This window comes from Mesorhizobium sp. M1312, from assembly GCF_040318115.1.
GTDB lineage: Bacteria > Pseudomonadota > Alphaproteobacteria > Rhizobiales > Rhizobiaceae > Mesorhizobium.
Window position 1 is genome coordinate 1 of record NZ_JAMYLQ010000038.1, and the last position, 23,496, is coordinate 23,496.

Annotated in this window: 20 protein-coding genes and 3 pseudogenes; 6 read left to right on the plus strand and 17 right to left on the minus strand. The window is 57.4% G+C overall.

What is annotated here, in order from left to right; translation table 11 throughout:
* Positions 1 to 539 (plus strand): annotated as a pseudogene (locus NKH36_RS30325) (IS6 family transposase); the annotation flags it as partial.
* Positions 540 to 673: 134 nt separating this feature from the next.
* Here NKH36_RS30325 and pmtA read toward each other — a convergent pair.
* The 13 genes and pseudogenes from pmtA to NKH36_RS30390 all read right to left on the minus strand — a co-directional run bounded on the left by pmtA (position 674) and on the right by NKH36_RS30390 (position 14,767).
* Positions 674 to 1,270, minus strand: coding sequence for a phospholipid N-methyltransferase PmtA (pmtA, locus tag NKH36_RS30330; RefSeq protein WP_352965691.1), 597 nt, complete (start codon positions 1,268 to 1,270; stop codon positions 674 to 676).
* 74 nt (positions 1,271 to 1,344) lie between these two features.
* Positions 1,345 to 2,235, minus strand: coding sequence for a pantoate--beta-alanine ligase (gene panC / locus NKH36_RS30335; protein WP_352965693.1), 891 nt, complete (start codon positions 2,233 to 2,235; stop codon positions 1,345 to 1,347).
* Positions 2,232 to 3,077 carry a 3-methyl-2-oxobutanoate hydroxymethyltransferase gene (gene panB / locus NKH36_RS30340; protein ID WP_352965695.1) on the minus strand — a complete coding sequence of 282 codons (846 nt, stop codon included), beginning with the start codon at positions 3,075 to 3,077 and terminating at the stop codon, positions 2,232 to 2,234. Before panB ends, panC begins: the two co-directional genes overlap by 4 nt.
* Positions 3,078 to 3,300: 223 nt before the next feature.
* Entirely contained in the window at positions 3,301 to 4,485 is a 1,185-nt protein-coding gene (locus NKH36_RS30345; protein WP_352965697.1) for an acetyl-CoA C-acetyltransferase, read from the minus strand.
* A 54-nt stretch (positions 4,486 to 4,539) separates the two neighbouring features.
* Entirely contained in the window at positions 4,540 to 5,169 is a 630-nt protein-coding gene (locus NKH36_RS30350; protein WP_352965699.1) for a 3-oxoacid CoA-transferase subunit B, read from the minus strand.
* A 16-nt stretch (positions 5,170 to 5,185) separates the two neighbouring features.
* A pseudogene (locus NKH36_RS30355) lies at positions 5,186 to 5,826 on the minus strand (CoA transferase subunit A).
* Positions 5,827 to 6,067: 241 nt separating this feature from the next.
* Positions 6,068 to 7,216, minus strand: a complete 1,149-nt coding sequence (locus NKH36_RS30360; protein ID WP_352965700.1) for an acyl-CoA dehydrogenase family protein — start codon at positions 7,214 to 7,216, stop codon at positions 6,068 to 6,070.
* 32 nt (positions 7,217 to 7,248) lie between these two features.
* On the minus strand, positions 7,249 to 8,445 hold the full coding sequence (locus NKH36_RS30365) for an acyl-CoA dehydrogenase family protein (RefSeq protein WP_352965701.1): 1,197 nt from the start codon (positions 8,443 to 8,445) through the stop codon (positions 7,249 to 7,251).
* Between the two features lie 109 nt (positions 8,446 to 8,554).
* Entirely contained in the window at positions 8,555 to 9,331 is a 777-nt protein-coding gene (locus NKH36_RS30370; protein WP_352965727.1) for an enoyl-CoA hydratase-related protein, read from the minus strand.
* Between the two features lie 2 nt (positions 9,332 to 9,333).
* The gene (locus NKH36_RS30375) at positions 9,334 to 11,385 is read right to left on the minus strand and encodes an acetate--CoA ligase family protein (RefSeq protein ID WP_352965703.1); all 2,052 of its coding nucleotides are present in this window, start codon (positions 11,383 to 11,385) and stop codon (positions 9,334 to 9,336) included.
* Between the two features lie 23 nt (positions 11,386 to 11,408).
* On the minus strand, positions 11,409 to 12,905 hold the full coding sequence (locus tag NKH36_RS30380) for a carnitine 3-dehydrogenase (RefSeq protein WP_352965706.1): 1,497 nt from the start codon (positions 12,903 to 12,905) through the stop codon (positions 11,409 to 11,411).
* 99 nt (positions 12,906 to 13,004) lie between these two features.
* Positions 13,005 to 13,904: a 3-dehydrocarnitine:acetyl-CoA trimethylamine transferase BcoG gene (gene bcoG / locus NKH36_RS30385; RefSeq protein ID WP_352963634.1), complete on the minus strand. Its 900-nt coding sequence runs from the start codon at positions 13,902 to 13,904 to the stop codon at positions 13,005 to 13,007.
* 86 nt (positions 13,905 to 13,990) lie between these two features.
* Positions 13,991 to 14,767, minus strand: coding sequence for an SDR family oxidoreductase (locus tag NKH36_RS30390; RefSeq protein WP_352963636.1), 777 nt, complete (start codon positions 14,765 to 14,767; stop codon positions 13,991 to 13,993).
* A gap of 673 nt (positions 14,768 to 15,440) precedes the next feature.
* Between NKH36_RS30390 and NKH36_RS30395 the strand changes: the two genes are divergently transcribed.
* From NKH36_RS30395 to NKH36_RS30415, 5 genes are all read left to right on the plus strand, one after another.
* The gene (locus tag NKH36_RS30395; protein WP_352963639.1) at positions 15,441 to 16,196 is read left to right on the plus strand and encodes a TetR/AcrR family transcriptional regulator; all 756 of its coding nucleotides are present in this window, start codon (positions 15,441 to 15,443) and stop codon (positions 16,194 to 16,196) included.
* A 508-nt stretch (positions 16,197 to 16,704) separates the two neighbouring features.
* Positions 16,705 to 17,490 carry an amino acid ABC transporter ATP-binding protein gene (locus NKH36_RS30400; protein WP_352963642.1) on the plus strand — a complete coding sequence of 262 codons (786 nt, stop codon included), beginning with the start codon at positions 16,705 to 16,707 and terminating at the stop codon, positions 17,488 to 17,490.
* Positions 17,491 to 17,519: 29 nt separating this feature from the next.
* Positions 17,520 to 18,293 carry a substrate-binding periplasmic protein gene (locus tag NKH36_RS30405; protein ID WP_352963643.1) on the plus strand — a complete coding sequence of 258 codons (774 nt, stop codon included), beginning with the start codon at positions 17,520 to 17,522 and terminating at the stop codon, positions 18,291 to 18,293.
* A 27-nt stretch (positions 18,294 to 18,320) separates the two neighbouring features.
* Positions 18,321 to 19,001 carry an amino acid ABC transporter permease gene (locus NKH36_RS30410; RefSeq protein ID WP_352963644.1) on the plus strand — a complete coding sequence of 227 codons (681 nt, stop codon included), beginning with the start codon at positions 18,321 to 18,323 and terminating at the stop codon, positions 18,999 to 19,001.
* A complete protein-coding gene (locus NKH36_RS30415; RefSeq protein ID WP_352963647.1) occupies positions 19,002 to 19,715 on the plus strand; it encodes an ABC transporter permease subunit in 714 nt (237 codons plus the stop codon).
* A 153-nt stretch (positions 19,716 to 19,868) separates the two neighbouring features.
* Here NKH36_RS30415 and tnpC read toward each other — a convergent pair whose 3' ends face one another.
* The 4 genes and pseudogenes from tnpC to purU all read right to left on the minus strand — a co-directional run bounded on the left by tnpC (position 19,869) and on the right by purU (position 23,445).
* Complete coding sequence (tnpC, locus tag NKH36_RS30420) at positions 19,869 to 21,401, minus strand: IS66 family transposase (protein ID WP_352963649.1); 1,533 nt, start codon at positions 21,399 to 21,401, stop codon at positions 19,869 to 19,871.
* Positions 21,392 to 21,780, minus strand: a pseudogene (tnpB, locus tag NKH36_RS30425) (IS66 family insertion sequence element accessory protein TnpB). Before tnpB ends, tnpC begins: the two are co-directional and overlap by 10 nt.
* Complete coding sequence (gene tnpA / locus NKH36_RS30430; RefSeq protein WP_352963651.1) at positions 21,777 to 22,217, minus strand: IS66-like element accessory protein TnpA; 441 nt, start codon at positions 22,215 to 22,217, stop codon at positions 21,777 to 21,779. Before tnpA ends, tnpB begins: the two are co-directional and overlap by 4 nt.
* 343 nt (positions 22,218 to 22,560) lie before the next feature.
* Positions 22,561 to 23,445 (minus strand): formyltetrahydrofolate deformylase, encoded by an 885-nt coding sequence (gene purU / locus NKH36_RS30435; protein ID WP_352963653.1) that lies wholly within the window; start codon positions 23,443 to 23,445, stop codon positions 22,561 to 22,563.
* Between the last annotated feature and the right edge of the window lie 51 nt (positions 23,446 to 23,496).

The window sequence follows — 23,496 nt, forward strand, 5'->3', positions numbered from 1 at the left end:
TGCGGGCCACGCACCGCCCAAACCTACCGCAGAAAACCCTCGCCCGAAATCATAGCACCACCGCGGCCTTGGCCGAATGGTTACGGTTCCCCTTGAGCCTGCGTCTGGTCGAGGAAATGCTGCTGGAGCGCGGGATCGCGGTTTCGTATGAGACAATCCGCCGGTGGGGCATCAAGTTCGGTCCGGATTACGCTCGCCGCTTGCGCCGCAAGCAGCGCAGCCGAAACGATGTCTGGCACCTGGACGAGGTCGTCATCACCATCGCCGGCAGGAAACGCTGGTTGTGGCGCGCCGTCGACCAGGATGGCTATGTGCTCGACGAGATCGTCCAGAACCGCCGCAACACCAAAGCGGCCAAGCGCTTGCTGACGCGGCTGCTGAAGAGGCAAGGCGTCGCGCCGAAGTGCATGATCACCGACAAGCTGCGCTCCTATGGAGCAGCCAGGCGACAGGTGATGCCGGACGTCGAGCATCGGTCGCATAAGGGATTGAACAACCGGGCGGAGAATGCACATGTGCCGCTGCCTGCGGCACGGAGGTCTTGTTGAGTGCGCCTCTGCCCACAAAGCGGTGGCAGCAAGAAAAAGCGCAATTGTTTCGGCCTTCGTGATGACCACCGTCCTGTCTTCAGCTTGATTTTGCGGAATGCCGCCACTTCCGCTCGTCCTGCGCCTCAGACCGCGCGTCGGTAAGTCCAGAGTTGTGCGGGCGGGATGTTGCGGACGACGAAATCATAGTGAGACACGACATAGCGGTCGGGCATTTTGATCACCGGCGACAAGGGTCCGTAGGTGATTTGAATCACCGGTCTGCCATCCGGTATCCGGGCCAGCAAATCCTCAATAAGGCCAACACGCTGTTCCATCGGAAAGCTCAACAACGGCACCGCACTTATGACACAGTCGAACTGCTCCCCGCTCCGCTCGGCGAGCACGTCTCTCAGCGCAAACGCATCGCCCAGTCGAAAATCCACGCCCGGAAGGGCTCGCTTCAGGCGCTGATAGAAATCCTTGGAATACTCGACCGAAATCAGCTGATGCGGCTTGATGCCTCTTTCGAGGATTGCCTTGGTGATGACGCCAGTTCCCGCGCCAAGTTCAAGAACCGGCAATCCGGATGCCGGGTTAATGACGCTTGCCATGCGACGCGCGGCATGAATGGACGTTGGCATGAGCGCGCCCACCCGTTTCTTGTCCTTCTGCCAGCCCTTGAAGAATTGCACTTCTTCTTCGAACTTCCTGCCGAGGCGCTCCTTCAATCGAAAGACCATGTGCACTCCCTGCTACTGATATCCGTTGGATCATTTTGGCGACGAACGTTTGTCCAAGCTTTGCGACTGCTCAATTATGCGGCATCGGCTGTCGCGAGCAGCTCGCCTTCGCGCTGCCCGGGCAGAACTCCGACGTTATCGATAAGCCGCGTCCCGCCGAGCCAGGCGGCGACGATCAGGCGGGCCGGTCGGTCCGCGGCGCAAAGAGGCGAAAGATCCTGGTCTGCTCGCAGCTCGAGATATTCGACTTCGTCGTAACCGGCGGCGAGGATCGCTTGCCTGGCCTCGGCAAGCACAAGCTCTGTCGGCGCTCCTGCCGACAGCCGCTCGGCCGAAGTGGACAGGACTTCGGCGAGCCTTGGCGCTGCCAAACGCTGCTCGACCGAGAGCCTGATATTGCGCGACGACATCGCCAGGCCGTCGACTTCACGTACCGTTGGACAGGCTACAATCTCGATCGGAATGTCGAGATCGCGCACGAGCCGGCGAACGACGTGCAGTTGCTGGAAATCCTTCTCGCCGAAGAAGGCGAGATCAGCACGCGTCTGTAGAAAGAGCTTGGCGACGATAGTTGCCACGCCGTCAAAATGGCCGGGACGGAACGCGCCGCAAAGACCCTCGCTCACTCCACGCACCGAGATCGTGGTGGCGAAACCTTCCGGATAGACGTCCGCCGCATTTGGCGCGTAGAGCAGATGAGCGCCGAGCGGCGCGAGCTTGGCGGCATCGTCATGCTCGGTGCGCGGGTAGGCCGTGAGATCGGCCGCGCTGTTGAACTGTTTCGGGTTGACGAACAGCGTCACGATAACCCGGTCGGCCTTGCCGAGTGCCGCACGCACCAGGCTCAGATGGCCTTCATGCAAGGCACCCATGGTCGGCACGACAGCGACCTTGAGGCCATTCTGACGCCATGCCGCGACAGCCACGCGCAATTCGGCGACGGTTCGTGCGATCGCGATGCTCATGCTGCTTCTCCACCATTGACCGTGCTTGGAGTATCGCCGAAGACATGCTCGGCCGCTGGAAAGCTGCGGTCGCGCACGTCCTGCGCGTAAGCCGCGATCGCCGCCTCGGCGATCTCACCGAGTTCGGCATAGCGCTTGACGAATTTGGGCCGGAAGTCGCCGAAGATGCCCAACATGTCGTCGACGACGAGAATCTGCCCGTCACAGGCCACCGAGGCGCCGATACCGATCGTCGGGATCGCTACCTCTGCGGTGATCCGGCGGGCGAGCGCCTCGGGGACCTTCTCCAGCACCACCGCGAATGCCCCAGCTTCGCTCACGGCATGCGCGTCCGCCCCGACGCGCTCCGCATCACCGCCTCTGCCCTGCACGCGGTAGCCGCCGAAGGTATTGACCGCCTGTGGCGTCAAACCGACATGGCCCATGACCGGCACGCCGCGTGCAGCGAGGAAGCGGATCGTCTCGGCCATTGCCTCGCCACCTTCGAGCTTGACCGCCGCGCAGCCGGTTTCCGTCATGACACGTGCGGCATTGCGGAAGGCCTGCTCGGGGCTTTTCTCGTAGGAGCCAAACGGCATGTCGACGATCATCAGCGCCTTCTCGAGGCCACGGCGCACGGCCTGGCCGTGCATGATCATCATCTCAAGCGTCACGCCCAACGTCGACGGCAAGCCGTGGAGCACCATGCCGACGCTGTCGCCAACGAGAACAATGTCACAATGCCGATCAACGAGCTTTGCGATCGGCGTGGTATAGGCCGTCAGGCAGACGAGCGGCGTGCCACCCTTCCGGGAACGAATATCCGGCGGTGTGATCGCCTTGGTGTTAGCAACAGCACTCAAGAAGGCTCCTTCCCCAACGTTACCAACCATGTGTGCCGCGTTTGGCACATTTTTGTGCAGGTGCGAAGATGAAAATCGCTATCGCGCGTGGTGGAGACGCGCTGACAGTCATCGTAAATCATCTATCAAATCGCCAAACAGGAGATCGGCGTAGGAAGAGAAGGCGCACCGGGCGAAATCGATCAGCTATCTCGGCCTTCACTGCTCCCCTTTCGCTATTGGCTCAGTTAATCGCCTCCACGCACAGAGCGACGCCCATGCCGCCGCCGATGCACAGCGTGGCGAGGCCTTTCCTGGCACTTCTGCGGCGCATCTCGTAGACCAGCGTGTTGAAGATTCGGGCACCGGAGGCGCCGATCGGGTGGCCGATGGCGATGGCGCCGCCATTGACGTTGACGATCGAGGGATCCCAGCCCATGTCCTTGTTGACGGCGCAGGCCTGCGCGGCAAAGGCCTCATTGGCCTCGACAAGGTCGAGATCACCGACCGACCAGCCGGCTTTGGCCAGCGCCTTGCGCGAGGCGGGGATCGGGCCGGTGCCCATGATCTGCGGATCGACGCCGGCGGTTGCCCAGGACACGATGCGCGCCAGCGGGGTGATGCCGCGCCTCAGCGCCTCTGCTTCGCTCATCAGCAGCGCGCCAGCGGCGCCATCGTTGATGCCGGAGGCATTGGCGGCGGTCACGGTACCGTCCTTATCGAAGGCCGGTCTTAGCTTTGTCATGGCGTCGATCGTGGCGCCGTGGCGGATGTATTCGTCTTGGTCGACAATGGTGTCGCCCTTCTTGCCCTTGACGGTGAAAGCCACGATCTCGTCCTTGAATTTGCCGGCCTTCTGCGCGGCCTCTGCCTTGTTCTGGGAGGCCAATGCGAGCCGGTCCTGGTCCTCGCGGGTAATCTGGAACTGGCGTGCGACGTTTTCGGCCGTGTTGCCCATGTGGTAGCCATTGAAGGCATCCCACAGCCCGTCCTTGATCATGGTGTCGATCATCTTGTAGTCGCCCATCTTGACGCCGGCACGCAGGTGTTGAGCGTGCGGGGCCAGCGACATCGATTCCTGGCCGCCGGCGATGATCACCTTGGCGTCGCCGGTGGCGATCTGCTGCATGCCGAGCGCGATGGCGCGCAGGCCAGAGCCGCAAACCTGGTTGAGCCCCCAGGCGGTGGTTTCCTTGGGCAGGCCGGCATTGATCGACGCCTGGCGAGCTGGGTTCTGGCCCTGCGCCGCCGTCAGCACCTGTCCGAGAATGACCTCATCGACTTCGCCCGGCTCGACATTGGCGCGCGACAAAAGCTCCCTGATGACGACGGCACCGAGTTCATGCGCAGGGGTGGCGGCGAAGGCGCCGTTGAAGGAGCCGACGGCCGTGCGTGCGGCACTGGCGATGACGATTGAAGTCTTGCTCATGATGGCTCCTTTTCTCGTAAGCGGCGCCCTGACTTTCGGTGGCGCGCCTCCCTATCAGTTAACGATCGTTGCTTCGGTAGCCCCGCGTAGTTCATCATCAGTCACGCCGTCGGCGAGTTCCACTAGCTTCAACCCACCGGCGACGACATCAAGGACGCCAAGATTGGTAACAATCCGATCAACCACTCCTTCGCCCGTCAGCGGCAGTGTGCACGCTTTTAGGATCTTCGACTCCCCTGCCTTGTTGGTATGGTCCATGACGACGACCACTCGCTTTACGCCGGCAACCAGATCCATTGCGCCACCCATACCCTTGACCAGCTTGCCAGGGATCATCCAGTTAGCGAGGTCACCGCTCTCTGAAACTTCCATCGCGCCGAGGATAGCCATGGCAATCTTGCCGCCGCGGATCATTGCGAAGCTTTGCGCAGAGTCGAAGAAGGCCGAATGCGGCAGTGCCGTCACCGTCTGTTTGCCGGCATTGATGAGGTCCGCGTCGACCTCGTCTTCGGTCGGGAAGGGACCTATGCCGAGCAGGCCGTTCTCCGACTGCAGCGTCACGTGAACACCCTCGGGAATATGATTGGCGACCAGCGTCGGAATGCCGATGCCGAGATTGACGTAGGTGCCGTCTTCAAGTTCGCGCGCGGCCCGCGCCGCCATCTGGGTTCTATCCCAAGCCATTCGTCTCTCCCTACTTTCAAGCTGGCGCGCGTGTCGTGCGCCGTTCGATACGTTTCTCGTGCTCGCCCCGGACAAGGCGATGCACATATATCCCCGGCAAGTGGATCTGATCAGGATCGAGGGTTCCGGCAGGTACGATCTCCTCGACCTCTGCCACGCAAAACTTTCCGCAGGTGGCGGCTGGCGGGTTGAAGTTGCGTGCTGTCTTGCGGAAAACGAGGTTGCCCGACGTATCCGCCTTCCAGGCTTTGACGATCGACAGGTCTGCGATGATAGCGGTTTCAAGCACATAGGTCTCGCCGTTGAAACTCTTTTGCTCCTTGCCCTTGGCGACCAGGGTGCCCACACCGGTCTTGGTATAGAAGCCGGCGATGCCGGCCCCGCCAGCGCGCATGCGCTCGGCGAGCGTCCCCTGCGGATTGAATTCGATTTCCAGTTCACCGCTCAGGTACTGGCGCATGAACTCGGCGTTCTCGCCTACGTACGACGAGATCATCTTCTTGATCTGCTTTGTCTTCAGCAGCACTCCGAGCCCGAAATCGTCGACGCCGCAATTGTTCGATGCAATCGTCAGCCCCGTCGTGCCGGCGTCTCGGATCGCGCCGATCAAAAGCTCCGGAATTCCGCAAAGGCCAAAGCCCCTGCCGCAATGGACATGCCTTCAAACAGCAAGCCGTTCAGTGCGGAACCAGCGTCATTAAAGACTTTATTCAACTCACTCCTCCAACGATTCGGTGCTTTGATATCGGGTTAGGCTTCGCCTGCAGGCGTGCACGACGTAGCCTTGGATAAGCCAGACCGACGGTGTCACTCCTTGGGGCGACGTCAACAGGAATTCCGGAAGCATATTGTGATCTTATGGGACGCCCAGACTTGGCGAAGGCAAAACCTTCCTCAGTTACTCGCCACTTGTAGCTCCGAGAGCGGCAAGTCGCGTCAGGTGATAATTTGCGTCGCCAAACAGCGTGTCTATCATGGTGACATGCCTGAAATAGTGCCCAATGCTGTGCTCCATCGTCATTCCAATGCCACCGTGCAATTGGATCGATGTGTGACCGATTGCCTTTGCGGACCGGCCAATCTGCACTTTTGCAGCCGAGATCGCCCGTTCCCGTGCTGTTGCATCCTCCTCTCCAGCCATCACCGCGGCGTAGATTGCCATCGAACGTGATTGCTCGAGATCGACAAGCATGTCGACTGCCCTGTGCTGCAGGACCTGGAAACTACCAATTTTCTTGCCGAACTGCTCGCGCGTCTTGAGGTAGTCAAGTGTAATCGCTTGCATTTTGCCGAAGGCCCCAAGCGCTTCAGCACATACTGCTGCAACAGCCTCGTCCGCTACTCGCGACAGGATTGGGAATCCCCCTGCCGGGTCTCCAATCACGTTTGTCGAGCCAACCCGCACATTCTCAAGCGTTATGTCGGCAGCGCGCGATCCACTATGGGTTGGGTAACCGCGGCGACTAAGTCCTGGTGTGTCAGCGTCAAGCAGAAACAGGCCGATACCTTCTTTTTGTCGCGACTCGCCGGACGTGCGCGCCGTTACAATGAACTTGTCGGCGCTCTCCCCGTGCAGCACGAGCGCCTTCATGCCGTTTAGGATCCATTCGTCCCCGTCTCTCTTTGCCTGGGTTTCGACATCAAAAAGATCATAGCGCGACTGGGGCTCCATGTAGCCAAGGGACATTTTCGCCTGACCCTGAGCGATGGCTGAAATGAATTTCGACTTCTGCGCTTCACTTGCGCCGTGGCGAAGGATCCCGCCCGCAAGCACCACAGTTGAAAAATACGGCTCTAGAGCCAAAGCCCCGCCAAATGCTTCCATAACGATCATCGTGTCGGCCGCGCCGCCGCCGAAGCCGCCATATTCCTCGGCAAATGGCAGCGCGAGAAGTCCTAGATCAGCATAGTTTGCCCACATGGTTTCGCTGTAGCCGCGTTCCTCAGTCTGATAACGCCCACGATCTGCGAAACCATATTTGTCGTGCATCAATCGTTCGATGCTGTCTTTCAAGAGCCGCTGCTCTTCCGATAGATCAAAATTCACGGCCGATCTCCTTTCCGACGCGACCCTAAGTTCTAGAGGCCAAGGATCACCTTCGCGATGATGTTCTTTTGGATTTCACTTGAACCAGAGTAGATCGTTGCGGCGCGACTGTAGAAATACAACGGCGCGATCGTCTTGGCCCACTCGGGCCCCACCGATTGCCCGTCTTCGAGACCGACTTGTCCATCCGTCAGATCTGGAAGGACGTAGGGACCAACCACATCCATCAGGAGCAATGTGGCCGCCTGCTCGATCTCAGATCCCTTAAGCTTGAGAATGGATCCGGCCGGGTCTTGGATTCCGTTCTGTTGCGTAGAAACGGTGACCGCACGCAGCTGGGTGATTTCGAAAGCTTTCATTTCAACTTCGACGGCAGCCACTTTCTCGCGGAATGCCATTTCGTCGATCAACCGCTTCCCACCCACGTAGCACTGCGCGGCAAGATGTTTAGCACGCTGCACTCGTTCCTTAATGAGGCCTAGGCCGGCATCGACGAAGCGTTCATTGCCGAGCAAGAACTTGGCGTAAGTCCAGCCCTTGTTCTCTTCACCGATGAGGTTCTCAATGGGAACACGAACATCGGAGAAGAAGACTTCGTTGACCTCATAGCCGCCGTCAATCAGCTTGATCGGCCGCACCTCGACGCCAGGTATCTTCATGTCGATCAGGAGAAATGAGATGCCGTCCTGTTTCTTTACATCAGGATTTGTTCTGACCAGGCAGAAGATCCAGTCCGCATATTGCGCGCCCGTTGTCCAGATCTTCTGACCATTGACAACATAATGGTCGCCATCGCGCACAGCCCGCGTCTTAAGCGAAGCGAGATCGGATCCCGCGCCAGGCTCAGAGAAGCCTTGGCACCACCAATCCTCAGCGTTGATAATGCGCGGCAGGAAGTGCAGTTTTTGCGCCTCGTTGCCAAAGGTGTAGATGACCGGGCCGACCAGAGTAACACCATAGCCAAACGCCAACCGTGCAGCGGGGAACGCTTGCAGCTCTTCCTCATAGATATATTGTTGGAGGGGAGACCATCCAGCGCCGCCATACTCCTTCGGCCAGCTTGGCACGCCCATCTTGTGGAGAGCACGCATCCCCTCGGCGATTTCGTTTTTTGATAGGTGCTGGCCTTCGGCTAGTTTACGGCGAGTTTCCGGTGATATGTTGTCACGGAGGAGCCGACGCACCTCTTCACGAAACTTGCTCTCATCTTCTGTGAACGCGAGATCCATTGATCCCTCCATGAGCTTTAAATACGACAACAAGGGCGTCGCAATTAGCAGTGTTAACGGCCCGGGGCGCCTGCCTGCCGCGACCGGGGCATTGAATAGGTGGAGAGCGCTAGATGCCCTTCCACACAGGCTTACGCTTCTCGACGAAAGCCCTAGCGCCTTCCGATTGATCCTCAGAATTGAAGCATTTCTGAACCGATGCCAAAGAGCGGCTGTGCTCGAACGCGGCTTGCTCGGGGATATTCTCGGTCCGACGCATCATGTCTTTGATGGCAGCAAAAACGAGCGGCGGTCCTTCCGCCAAGAGCGCTGCCAGTTCACGTGCCCGTGTCATCAAGTCCTCGATCGGGAGCACTTCGTTGACTAATCCCCAGCGTTGGGCATCGAGAGCGTCCATCCTGCGTCCGGTAAACATGAATTCCAAAGCGACGTTGCGAGGAATCCGGCGCGGCAGACCAACGACGGCCAGGTTTGGCACCACGCCAACGTTAATTTCCGGGAGTGCGAAGTAAGCGGTTTCCGCGGCCAAAATGATATCGGCAGATAGCGCGGCTTCCAGCCCACCACCAATGCAAATTCCATTGACCGCGCAAATCACAGGTTTGTTGAGATTGGGTAGCTCGGTCGCTCCCGCCCAACCTCCTGCTCCGTGATCTGCGTCCGCCGCCTCACCATCCGCGGCAGCTTTAAGGTCCCATCCTGCACAAAAGAATTTCTCTCCCGCGCCGGTGAGAATCGCCACCTTCAGGTCCGGGCTATCGCGAAATTCTCGGAACGTTTCTCCCATCAAACGTGAGGTAGCAGCATCAATGGCGTTCGCTTTCGGTCGATCCAACACGATCTCCAGAACGCCGCCTCGTTGTTCGATCTTCAGAGGTCCTGACATCTTCATTCCTCTCCCCTCAGTCTAATAAGGCTGTCAACCGCGACTGCGCCGAGACCTTGTGCCCGAACAATGATCGGATTGATTTCGAGCTCGAAAATACACGCCGCCGGGTCTTGAATCAGTTCGGCAACCGACATGACGACTGAGATCAAAGCATCCACGTCGGCCATTGGGCGCCGCCGATAGCCCGATAATAGACGGAAAGACCGCAGTGTTTTCAGAGCACTGAGCACGTCCTGTCTGGAAAAAGGCGGAAGCAACACTATCGAATCTTTAAGAAGTTCGGCAAGTACGCCACCTGCACCGATCAAAACGACCGGGCCGAACTCATCGTCGACATTGACACCCACAATGAACTCGGCAATGCCGTCGTGGACCATCTCTTCAACCAGGATTTTTTCAGTAATCGCGCCAAGTCGGGCCGCTTCCATTTCCGCCTTTTCGACGTTATCGACGTTGAGGGCGACGCCATTTAGCTCGGTTTTGTGCTGGATCGATTGGGAGGATACTTTCATTACGACCGGGAAGCCGATTGTCTCCGCCGTTCGAGGCGCATCCTTCGCAAAAACCTCGGCGGAACGCGGCGTCTTTATGCCGGCCGACGACAGCATTTGCTTTGCATCGAACTCATTCAAATTGCGTATCGAGCCATTATGGGCACGCCGATCGAGACGCGGTGGCTTGAAGTTTGCCCACGAGGATCCCATGGCCGCGGCAATTTCGAATGCTCGGAAAGTCTCTGACATGCCTTGCATGGGGGCTACCCCTGATTTCAAGGCCATGTCGGCAATAAATGCTGGTGTGGACTCAGGCATCGTACTTGCGATGAAAGCCTTGGCTCCCGTCTTCCGTGCGGCAGCCAGGAAGGCTCTTATCGGAAGCTCTTCCTTATGCGCTTGTGCTTCCAGGTTCGGGTGATCCAGGAAGAAGCCATAGAGGTCGGCATCGCCATCTTGGAACACAGAAAACATCTGGCACAGCTTTTCCTCATCGTGCCAAATGAAAGTCTGGAAATCTAAAGGGTTGCCGAGGGTAACTTGATCGCCCAGGCTTTTGCTCAGTGCATCCTTGGTCTCGGTTTTGATCAGCGGCAATTGCACCTCGACCTTTTCGAGCAGATCGGATGCGATGGCCATGTCACCACCTGACCCACCAGAAATCGCCAGGCGGTTTCCGGCGAACGGGCCGTGCACATGAAGTAGCTTCAATGTTTCAACGAATTCGGCGATGCTATCACACCGGCCCACACCAACTCTTTGCAAAAGCGCATCGAGATACCGTTCGGTACCCGCCATCGCGCCTGTATGACTTAAGGCAATGCTGCGGGCAGACTCCGTGCGGCCGGGTTTGAGGATCAGGATCGGAATCCGCCTTTCCTGAGCAGCGCACGCCAGGTCTCTAAGGTCGGTCGGATCGCCCATAGACTCAAGGTACATACCGATAGCTGATACTCTCGGGTCCTCAAGAGCCGCGTAAGCGAGATCGACAGATGTCACCGACGATTGATTGCCGGCCGAGAAGACTTTTCCGATCGGCAAATGCCGATTGGAAAAGAGCACGTCACAAGCGACCGTCCCCGATTGAGAAATAACGCAAACGCCTCGATCTACGGACTGAGTGACAGCTGGATCCGGAAATAGCGAGATGCGGTCAAAGAAATTAACAAAGCCGAGGCAGTTGGGGCCAAGGAAGGGAAAATCTCCCGCAGCATCTAGCAGCCTGGTGTTAAAGTCGACCCCGCCGTCCCCCGAGCGCTCCGCGAAACCGGACGCCAGACAAACTGCCCCGCCTGCGCCTAGCTCTCGTAACAGTCGCACCGCATCGATCGTCGCGTCCCGGTTGATGCCAAGGAATGTGCAGTCAGGTACCGTGGGCAAAGCCTCGAGAGATGGCCAGAAGCCCTCCACGCCTGCAGCGGCCTTTTGCGGATGAACTCTGAATATTGGCCCTTGAAAGCCGAAATTCCGGCAGTTTTGCTCCACGAGATCGGCCCAGCGCCCCCCCAAGATGGCGACGGATTTGGGCGACATGAGCCGCGTCAGATCTTTCCTCATCGCTACCTCCCGCTACCGGCTCGCTATGCGCGAGCCGGCTTCTCCCCAATGGAACGTCCCACCGCTTCAGGCATCGGAAGCGCCGCGTGCGCTTCAAGAATCGGTTTGAGCTTTTCCATGATCGCGGGCTGAGGCGGGACCGACCGTTTCCCCTTCAGGGAAACGTGCAGCATTACGCTCTCATATGTCGACAACACTTCATTGTCGGATGCCCTATGCAGCGACATGAAACAATGGATCTTCTTGCCGTCTGATGGAAGCAGTTGAGCCTTGACATACAGCGCGTCGCCAAGCTTTGCCTCAGCAAGCAGCCGGACATGACTTTCAACTGTATAGTAGCTATGGCCGCCCTTTACATAGTCCATGTCGACTCCACATTGCTGGAGCAGCACATCGGTAGCGTCAGCGAAGCACTGGGTATACCGGTATTCCGTCATGTGGCCGTTGTAGTCGATCCAGGCTGCCGGCACTTTCACGTCGAGAAGTCGCAAAGCCTGGTCGCGTGAAACGTTATCGACCTTCGGGGCGATCTTCCAAAGGTGGGTTTCGAAATCGGCCAAAAGCTTTCCCGCACCCCAGCCGCGCCCCTCATCTCCCACTTTCAGCGCCTGCAAAATTCCGACCAGGTTCTGGTCGCGGATACGCTCGAGGTCTCGAATACCGCGCTGTCCTGACTGCGCGTCAGACTGGCTCGCGATCTTCTCTACTAGTTCAGGATTGAGATCAACGACGTTCGTTAGCTTGGTCCACGGCCACTCGAGGCAGGGACCGTACTTGGAAAGGTAGTCGCGCATGCCAGCTTCGCCGCCAGCAACGCGGTAGGTCTCAAACAGACCCATCTGCGCCCAACGGAGGCCGAACGAATATCGAATGACGTTGTCGAGCGTTTCGGTATCGCAGATGTCATCCTTGATCAACCAGAGGGCTTCACGCCACAATGCCTCCATGAGCCGGTCGGCGACAAAAGCGTCAATCTCTTTATTGATAAGCAACCCGGTCATGCCGATAGTGGCCAACCTGGCTTTGGCATCCTCGAGCGCTGCCCGCTTCGTTTGGATACCGCCAACGAGCTCAACAAGCGGCAGCAAATAGACTGGGTTGAACGGGTGTGCAACAAACATCCGCTCTGGATGTTTCATGTCCTTCTGAAGATCGGTCGCCATGAGCCCAGAGGTCGAAGATCCGATCAACGCCTCTGGATCGGCGGCAAGATCGATCTGGGTGATCACGCTGCGCTTGAGGTCCAATCGCTCTGGTACACTTTCCTGGATCCAGTCGGCGCCCTTAACAGCCTCCTCAAGAGAAGCGCAGAAGATCAATGCTCCCCTCTTTGGAAGAGGTGCATTTGTCAGAAGCGAATAAGCATATTCCGCATTTGCAATTACCTCGCCAACGAGCCGTTTAGCTTCGGGGTGAGGATCATAAACATTCACGTCGATGCCAGCCAAAATAAAGCGGGCGATCCAGCCGCCGCCGATGACACCGCCGCCAATGCTGGCCGCCTTTTTGATTTGAGCCATTGAAGTTTCTCTTTCTCAGTTGAATGCGTGATCGTTCCGGACATTCACTTCAGCAGGTCGCGAGACCCTGCCAAAATGAGTTTTTACCGCCCAAATAGATTACCGCTTGGTGAGCTTGAGTTTGCGGCGAACTTCCTCCGGACCAATGATCCTGGCTCCCATGTTTTCGACGACATTGACGGCCCTTTCGACCAACTGGCCGTTGGTCGCAAACTCACCCTTTCCAACGTAGAGATTGTCTTCAAGGCCGACACGAACATTTCCGCCAGCCAGAACAGCGGCCGCGGGGTATGCCAACGCGTCACGGCCGATAGCGAACGCGGAAAAGGTCCAATTTGAGGGGATCGTGTTCACCATTGCCATCAAGGTACTGAGATCGCTCGGCGCGCCCCACGGGATGCCCATGCAAAGTTGAACGAGGACGGGATCTTCGATCAGGCCTTCCTCGACAAGCTGCTTGGCAAACCACAAGTGTCCCGTGTCGAAAACTTCGATTTCGGGGCGAACGCCGAAATCGGTCATCATTTTTGCCATTGCGCGAAGCGTCGATGGCGGATTAGCCATCACATAGTCGCCGAGGTTGAAGTTCATCGTGCCGTTGTCAAGCGTGCAAATTTCGGGAGTGCACTCAAGAATGTGCGCAAACCTTTCCGAAGCCCCAACGAAGTCACTGTTCGGCGCCACTGGGAACGGCTGCTCCACACTACCGAAGATAAGGTCGCCGCCCATGCCAGCCGTAATATTCAAAACAACGTCGGTGTCTGCCTGGCGAATACGATCAGTGACTTCCTTGTAGAGATCGTTTCGCCGAGACGGGGCGCCTGTCTCTGGATCACGAACATGGATATGGACGACTGCAGCACCAGCCTTGGCAGCTTCGATGGAGGCGTCTGCGATTTCTTTCGGCGACCGAGGCACATGTCGGGATTTCGATGCGGTGTCAGCTGCACCGGTTACAGCACAAGTAATGAAAACCTCGCGGTTCATGGTCAGTGGCATTGCTCTTCTCCTTGTATGGTCGTGGGGTGTTGCCAGCCAATGCTTCCGCATCGCGGCGCACCACACTCGTCAGATGTTGTCGGTTTTTAGAATTCAGTTGCGTTGGTTTGGCCGTCAATGACGAGCGACTGTCCGGAGATTATCCGTCCGTGAGGACTGCAGAGATACAAAACCATACTGGCGATCTCCTGGACACTCACCAGTCTGCGCATGGACGTTTGATTGAGAGCTGCCTGCCTAATCTCTTCGACTGGCACCCCGCGAGACTGCGCTGCCATGAGATTCACCCTTTCTGCTCGAGGTGAATCGACATTCCCAGGGCAGATCGCATTCACATTAATGTTCTCGGGTCCAAGCTCCCTTGCCAGCACTTCGGTAAGCCCGATGACACCGTATTTCGCGGTGCAATACGGTGACCGAAGCGGAAATGGAAAGATGCCGGCGACGGAGGACATATTGATGATAGACCCACCTCCGGCCTTTTTGATCAGTGGAATCGCCGATCTCGCACAATAAAATGAGCCATCCAGATTTACGGCGAGAGTGCTCTTCCATTCATCATCACCCATAGATTCCACCGGCTTTGCCGGCCCCGAGACCCCCGCGTTGTTAACTAGGATGTCGAGGCCGCCCATGTGGCGGTGAACCTCTTCGAAGAGCTGAACCACGGCATGGGAGATCGACACGTCAGCGGCTAGCGCTTGCAGCCCAGCTTCTGCTTGCGCGCGCTCAATCGCATCGAGATCAACGTCGCAGACGAGCACTTGTGCTCCTTCGGCAACAAACCTTTCCGCTACCGCCCTTCCGATACCAGACGCGCCGGCAGTGATGAGGACGCGCTTATTCTCGAGTTCCAAATTCATGCAGATCAATTCCTCCGCGTTAGGAATTCGTTCGGCGCCTGGGTCTCCTGGGAGGGTCGCCCTATCAAGAAATATATCCCGGATTACATAATGCACATTATATTTAAAAGATCCCTCCGTCAATAGAGCTCGGCGTCTTTGGAGTTCGACCTTGAGAGCCGCTCGGGCAACAGCAAATTCGCTGTGCAGAAGAGCTTTTGCACCTCTCTCGGTCCTAAACTATCCCTCTGATATGGCAGAGTTTCTCCGCTCTCCCCATTTCCAGCCGGAATTTTTTGCGCGCTCAATGTCGAGGATGAAGTCAGGACAAGGGCGCCAAGTTTTCCATTGCAAGGAACAGCAAATTTTTTCAGGAATGCCCATTACGTAAACCTCGACACTGCAGTCGAACACGCGTCCCTTGCCGACGCCGTTACAGAGGCATTGATCTTGCTGGTAGAACAGGTTGCCGGACGAGGAACAACACAATGCACCGCTTGTCGCGCCACCTGCAAACGACTCGGTCCTTGCAAGTCGTCTCCGGCATGGCCGCTCGCCCTCGGCGAGACGCCGCTTTTCGCCCCGGCTCCCAATCAAACGTACTTTGAGGAATGTCGAAGCCGCCCATGGTTTAATATTATATATTGACCATTATCTCATAATGGCGGAGGTTAAAGCGTCCCGGGCAGGTTCGATGCCACAGGAAACGTCGCAAGCGGATTTGATCGGTTATCGAGATATGCCAAAAATTATTGATGTTGAGCAGACCCGACTTCGCATCGCTAGGGCAGCATGCAAGGCAATAGCACAAAAGGGCATCTCGGCTGTAACCATGATCGACATCGCCAATGCCGCAAACGTGACAACGGGAATGATAACCCATTATTTCGATGGGAAGGCAGACATTATCGCAGCTGCCATGCGTATTCCCTTCCTTAACATAGAGCGTAACCTCGCTCATTTGCTGGAGAAAGGCGAGACGGACCTCGCTACGCTGCTTGACGTCGCGATTCCAGCATCGAAGTCTCATTTTGAGGATAGCCTCATTTGGGTGAATTTTTGGGGTGTGATTGCAACCGACCCTGAGTTTCGCAAACTCAATGTCGCATTGCATCGGGAAGGCGGGAATATATACGCACACCTAATCCGATCCAGCTGGCCTGAGAGTAACGAGTGGCCGGCAGAGGTCTTTGAGGCAGCGCTTCGGTCTATCGTAACATTTATCTTCGGGCTGACAGCGGGCGGCGTAACAAATCGCGCCGTTTGGACGGCAGCCGTGCAGCGCACACAATTGCAGTCACATCTGAATTTGGTTCGCCAATCATCGCGACTACAGGCGCTTCACGTTCGCAGCGCCGAGGATACCCTGATAGCTACTGAGGCTCGTTTGTCTACAAGATTAAGCGCGGCACGGGTCACTGATACCTTGAGCATTACGCAGGATGACTAGAACTGGTAAATGTCGCAGGCTCAACCTGTCTCGGAATCGATAACCTTCAACGAGGTGTTGGAAGAAATCGACGATAAAGCCCGTCGGCTTGCCGGGCCTGCAATTTTCGATCTTTAGGCTTTTTGCTAAAAGCGGTTCCTCCTGCATTCAATGCTTATCGCGGGTGCGGGACAGACATCGAGAGCAACCTTCAACCAATAGAACAGCCGACTGTTCGCGTCAGCGCCGGGCCAGTGAAAGCATGCACGCGTTCTTAAATTGAGGCTTGCCGTTTTCTCGAGGCCTTGCCTTCGGGTTGCGAGGCGAGGCGTCGGACCCGGGCGGCTCTTGGAACCATCCTTTAATGAAGCTGCTGTTGACTCTTATTATCTCACGTGTATTATATCATAGGAGCTCGAAAAATAAGAACGCTTGCGACACTGGATGGGCTGATTAGGCCTTTACGACTCCTGGCGCGCTGGGTCGCGGCGCGGCTTTTTTTGGCAAGGGGAAGGTGGTGAGAATCTCAATGAAGCCAGGTTCGACATCCGACGTTCAGCCTATTCTAGAGGTGCGCAATCTCGGAAAGTCCTTCGGCCCGCTAGAGGTACTGAAGGGCGTCAATGTATCGGCCTCCAAGGGGGACATCCTGACGTTGATCGGCAGTTCCGGATCCGGGAAAAGCACGCTGATCCGCTGTGTCAACTTCCTCGAAGAGCCATCTCAGGGAGAGATAGTACTAGACGGCACCGTATTTCCGGCCATTCCGAGCCGACGGAGGACCCGACAACAGAATGCCGATCTGATCATGCTCAGGCGCAAGGTGGGCATGGTCTTTCAATCCTTCAATCTCTGGCCGCATCGCAGCGCCATCGAAAATGTGATGGAGGGTCCGCTTCAGGTGCTTGGAGTATCGAAGAAGGAAGCGCACGAGCGGGCACAAGCTTATCTCGACAAAGTGGGACTAGGCGACCGCAACGGTTACTACCCAGCTCAACTCTCCGGTGGGCAGCAACAACGCGTGGCGATTGCGCGAGCACTCGCCATGGAGCCAGAAATTCTTCTCTTTGACGAACCGACATCTGCGCTCGACCCCGAGCTGGTCGGCGAAGTCCTACGTGTTATCCAAAATCTGGCTGTCGAAGGTAGGACAATGGTGATTGTTACACACGAGATGCAGTTCGCACTCGAGGTGTCATCTGAGGTTATTTATCTTCTAGGAGGAACTATCGCAGAAAGAGGTAAACCAAACGACGTCCTAAGACAACCAAAGTCGGAGGCTCTTGCCTCCTTCCTCCAAAGATATAGGCCATAGTTAACCATGACAAAGAGGGAACTGAAATCATGATCATTAGACTCAGAACAATCCTGTTCGCAACTACTCTCGGTGCAATGGCGATGTCGCCGGCATATGCGCAAGATACTATCAAGATCGGCATCGACGCATCTTATAAGCCAAATGCCTGGGTCGCCCCCGATGGGGAGCTCACAGGTTTTGAAGTTGATCTCACCAAGGCAGTGTGTGCCGAGATCAAGGCAAAATGCGACATTTCCAATGTGCCCTGGGATGGAATCTGGACGGCACTTGATACGAACACGATCGACATGGTAGGCACTACTGTGACCGTGTCGAAAACACGTCTGGAGAAGTACGACGCGTCGCGCGTTATTTACAAAATCGGGTACGCCTTCTTGGTTCCTGCCGACGCGGATATCTCGGGCGGCATTCCGGCTTTAAAGGGCAAGTCGATTGGCACGATAACGGGCACCCAGCCTTACTACGAATACATTAAGGCGATGCTCGGGGACGACACCGACATTCGCGGCTATGACAGTCCTGATGCAGCGGGGCTCGACCTCGATGCCGGCCGCATAGCAGCTTTCATGAATGACGACCAGCAGCTTCAGTACCAATTCATTAGTACTGGTAAGTACAAGCTCGTTGATAAACCGACTTACGACTCAAAGTTTGTCGGCGCCGGCCGGGCGTGGTTCTTCCGTAAGGGGTCAAAGGACCTCGTCGACAGGTTCAACAAGGGTCTTGATGCCGTCATTGCATCTGGCAAGCTGAACGAAATTGGCGTGAAGTATCTCAAGACAAACTTCACTACCCCATGATGGATCTGGACCGGATGGTGACGAGCAGTGCTTGAGATCGTCGCGCCGTACTTGAGCCTTTGGTTGAAAGGCGCAGCACTCACCTTTGGGTTAGCTGCTGTGTCTTTCCCCATCTGCGTAGCGATAGGGCTGGTGGTAGCTTTCGCCAGCTTCTCGCCAGCCCGAGCGATTTCCACACTGGCGTCCGTGTTTATTAATGTTTTCCGCGGTCTACCGGAAATAATCGTAATCTTCATTGTCTTTTATGGCTCTACAATCGTGCTTGCTGCTATCGGCAAAAGCGTTGGTTATGAGGCGGGAGGAGTGAACCCGGCCATTGCCGCGACATTTGCGATGTCTTTTCAGTCAGGATCTTACGCAGCTGTCATCTTCAAGGATTGGATAAGCACGCTTCCTAGAGGCTACGTGGAGGCGGGCCTTGCCATCGGAATGACCCGCTTTCAAGTCCGCCGGCGAATAGTCGTGCCGCTTGTACTACAATCGGCGACTCCCGCTCTGGGCAACTTGTTTATGGTAATGCTGAAGATCTCAGCACTCGCATCGCTAATTGGAGTTCAGGAGCTTAGCCGCTCCACGAACATAGTCGCTGGAGCGACTCGCGAACCGCTGTTTTGCTACATGATCGCCGCAGCCATGTATCTTGCTATCTCCGCTGTGTCGAGTCTAATCCAGCATGGCTTTGAAGCGGCCATTGAAAGATCTCGGTAGATGCTAAATCTGGCATTATTGGAAACACCAGGGTTTTGGTGGACTGTTTTAAACGGGCTCGTGACAACCGCTGCCCTAACTGTGCTGAGTATGGCATTTGGGTTCCTGTTGGGCGGTGCGCTGGCGACGTTACACCAATATGCCGGCGCGCCGGCGCTGCGCATCGCCGCCAAGACATATATTTTCGTATTCCGCGGCGTGCCGCTGCTCATCCTGCTATTTTTGGTCTACTATGGCATGCCAAGAATTGCGTGGCTGCGCGGAGGACTGTTTTGGGATCTCGTGCTGAGTTCGCCTTTTCGAACGGCCGTATTTGTTCTTAGCATCAACAATGCCGCCTATCTTGCTGAAATGATCCGCGGAGGCCTCAAAATGGTTCCCCGCGGACTGCTTGAGGCGGCCGTTGCTCTCGGGATGACCAGGAAGCGGGCGTTCTTTCGCGTTCACGCGCCGCTCGCACTCAGGTCTATCCTTGGCAACTTAGGCAATGAAACAGTCGCTGTGATCAAAGCATCCGCCATCACCAGCGTGATCACAGTCCACGACCTCATGGGAGGTCCTACTATCTTAGGCAAGATACATTTGGACCCCCTCACGCCTTTGTTAGTCGTTGGTTTGATTTACATCTTGATAGTTCAAATCATCGATCACCTTATAACCCGATTACAGGCTCATTTGGCGGTCGAAGGCATTGGCTATGTCCGGAACCTCTAGGGTGTCATGCCCTTCAAGCGACACCACTACCGAGTCTTATGTGGGTCAGCACATCTCTGGCGTCATGCCTGAGATGAACAATAATTTGGGGGGCGTGTTGCTATCAGGTAGTTATCATTCCCGCATTACGTCGATGTTCAGTAAGCGCTGTTCTCAGGCCACGGCCTCGAGCTCAGGAGCCTGGATGTAGGCCCATGGCAGCAGATCATCGATCTGGCTGTTGGGCTGGCCGTTGACGATCCTGGTGAGGACATCAGCAAGATAGCCGAGCGGCTCGACACCGCTGAGTTTGCAGGTTTCGATCAGCGACGCGATGACTGCCCAGTGTTCGGCGCCGCCGTCGGAGCCTGCAAAGAGCGCGTTCTTGCGGTTGAGCGCAATCGGACGGATGGAGCGCTCGACCACGTTGCTGTCGATCTCAATGCGGCCATCGTCAAGGAAGCGCGAGAGGCCTTCCCAACGCGAGAGCGTGTAGCGGATCGCCTCGGCGAGCTTGGTTTTCTGGCTGATCAAGCCGAGCTTTTCGCGCAGCCAGGGTTCGAGATCGGCGATGATAGCGCGGCTATTTTCCTGAGGCATCGCACGGCGCTCCTCGGCCGATTGGCCGCGGATGCCGTCCTCGATCTTATAGAGCTCGGCGATCCGTCTCAGCGCCTCACTGGCGATCGGCGCGGGACCGGCTGCCACCAGTTCATAGAAGCGTCGGCGCACGTGTGCCCAGCAGAAGGCGAGCGTGACACCGCTCTTTTCAGCCAGCACGCGATAGCCGCCATAGCCGTCGACCTGAAGGATTCCGGTGAAGCCAGCGAGATGGGCGATTGGACGCTCGGCCTTGCGGTCGGGCGCATAGACATAGGCGACGCCCGGCGGATCGCCGCCATTCCATGGTCGGTCATCGCGGGCATAGGCCCAGAGTTGGCCGGTCTTCGTCTTGCCGCGGCCAGGATCGAGCACCGGCGCGGTGGTTTCGTCAGCAAAGAGCTTCGGCGAAGCCTTCAGCTTGCCAAGCAGCCGCTCATGCACAGGACGCAGATGCCAGGCGGCGCGGCCGACCCAGTCGGCGAGCGTGGAGCGATCAAGATTGATGCCTTGCCGGGCATAGATCTGCGCCTGACGATAGAGCGGCAAGTGATCGGCGTATTTGGAGACCAGCACCTGGGCGACCGTTGCCTCGGTCGGAAGACCACCCTCGATCAACCGGGCCAGCGCGGGAGCCTGAACGACCACATCCTCACAGGCGCGACAGGCATATTTGGGCCGGCGCACGACGATCACACGCAGCTGCGCCGGAACGATGTCGAGCCGCTCGCTCACGTCCTCACCGATCCGATGCAGGCCGTTGCGGCAGCACGGGCAAGCATGGTCCTCGATGTCGACGACCATCTCGACACGAGGAAGATTCGCCGGCAGTGCACCCCGGTTGGCCCGGCGTTTGGCAGTCTTTGCCTGTCGCTGGTCCGGAGAGGCCCCCTCGGCCTCTTCCTCGCCGGCCGCCTCGATCTGTTCAGCCTCCTCGAGCCCAAGAAGGAGCTGATCCTCGGGGAGCGTCTCGGCGCGACGGCCGAAGCGGTGACGCTGCAATTCCTTGATGATCTGGATCAGGCGGGCGTTCTCGACGTCGCGCGCCAGGACCATCGCCTTCAGCGCATCCGGATCGTCGGGAAGCTGGTCAGCCGTTATCGCCATGAGCGGATCAGACCATATTCGCCGACAGCCCGCGACAGCGGAACGCGGGTCCGGCGCGCCTCGTGGACCCGCCGCCAGTCGAGACCTTCGAGCAGCGCCGACAGTTGCGCGGCCGTCAGTCGCATCATGCCGTCATGCACTTTCGGCCAGCGGAACTCGCCGTACTCCAGACGCTTGGCATAAAGGCAGACGCCAGTGCCGTCCCAGAAGATCAGCTTGATCCGGTCCGTCCGCTTCGCCCGGAAGACGTAGACCGTGCCGCTGAACGGATCGGCCCCATCGTCTCGCGCACCAGCGCCGCCAGCCCCTCCGCGCCCTTGCGGAAGTCCACTGGCTTCGTCGCCACCATGACCTTGACCGCACCCGTCGGCCCGATCACGTCGTTGCCTTAAGCGCGCAGATTATAGCAGCCACCGTTTTGGTGTCGGCGCCGCGGCCAACGCGCATGGCGACACCGTCGATCTCAAGCTCGATCACGCCAGCGTCGCGGACCGCCTTCTGCTTCCATGGTCGTCCTGGGCGCTTCGCTGTGGGTTCGGTTGTCGGCGCCGCCACAACCGCCAGCACAAAGGCAGGAGAATCTTGCTGCACCGAAGCGGCCTGTTTGCGCGCTTCCCGACGCCAGGCGAACACCTGCTGCGGCCTCAGGCCATAACGGCGGGCGACCTCGGAAATGATTGCGTTCGGCTCCAGCGTCTCCGCGATGATCCGCGCTTTGTCATCCACCGACCACTGACGCCGGCCGCCAGCACCGTTGATCACCTCGAAACGTCGAGGCTGCCGTTCCGGGTCAAGCGTAAGGTCAAGTCCAGACACAAGTCGATCTCCGATCCCATTACAGAACCGGCAACCTCACAGATCCAGACCACTCCTGAAAGGTGGTCCGGAAACACCGCTTACGATGTTCAACACTAACTCCCCGTGCTGAGGCCTTTGCCGTATCAGGTAACTTCGGCCACCTCGCTAAAGTAACATATGCCCATTCTTGACCATTTCCGGTCGCCCGAGCGCGGCCGCGGATCTGAGAGTGGCTCGCAGAGCCATCGCGGAGAAATGATGACGGCGGGTCCTGGTTCTACTTCGCCAGCGCCGCCGCGCGCCTTGACCGTGTCAGATTCGAATGCCGCAACCTGGTTGCCGTCGATCACCGTTGTCATATTCAGCCCATGCGCTCCGATGCGTAGCTTCCTGGGCTCGCTGGGAAGACGACAGAGCGGTTGCCGTTCATGAAGACACGGTGATGGATGTGGGCGTGGATGGCGCGGGCCAGGACCTGACTTTCAACATCGCGGCCCATTGAGACATAGTCTTCCACAGATTGAGCGTGCGTGATGCGCACAGTATCCTGCTCGATGATTGGCCCTTCATCGAGATCCGGCGTAACATAGTGGGCCGTGGCACCGATCAGCTTCACGCCGCGCTCATACGCCTGCTTGTAGGGATTAGCGCCCTTAAAGCTCGGCAGGAAGGAGTGATGGATGTTAATGATCCTGCCCGACATCTTGCGGCACATTGCGTCTGAAAGAACCTGCATATAGCGGGCGAGAACAATCAGCTCGGTACCTGTCTGCTCGACAAGGTCCATGAGCTGCGCCTCCGCCTGGGGTTTGTTCTCCTTCGTCACCTTGATGTGGTGGAAGGGAATATCGTGATTTACGACTACCTTCTGGTAGTCGAAGTGGTTCGAGACGACGCCGACGATATCGATCGGGAGTGCCCCGATCCGCCAACGGTACAGAAGGTCGTTTAGGCAATGCCCGAACGCCGACACCATCAACAGCACTTTCATCCTTTGCGTCTGGATGTGAAGCTCTGCTTCCATGTGAAATTTTTCGGCGATTGGTTTTAGCCCTTCGGCAAGCACTTCGGCTCCTTTCCCGTCCTCTGAAATGAAGGAGACGCGCATAAAGAAGCGACCAGTGCTGAGATCGTCGAATTGCGAACTATCGACGATATTGCAGCCCATTTCGTAGAGAAAACCGGAGATGGCGGCCACTATGCCTCGCGTTGATTGACACGTTGCCGTCAGGATATAGGGGGTCATTCGCTTGCCTTTGCAGGTTATCGGGAAAGGTCCCGCTAATTCGTGAGGCGG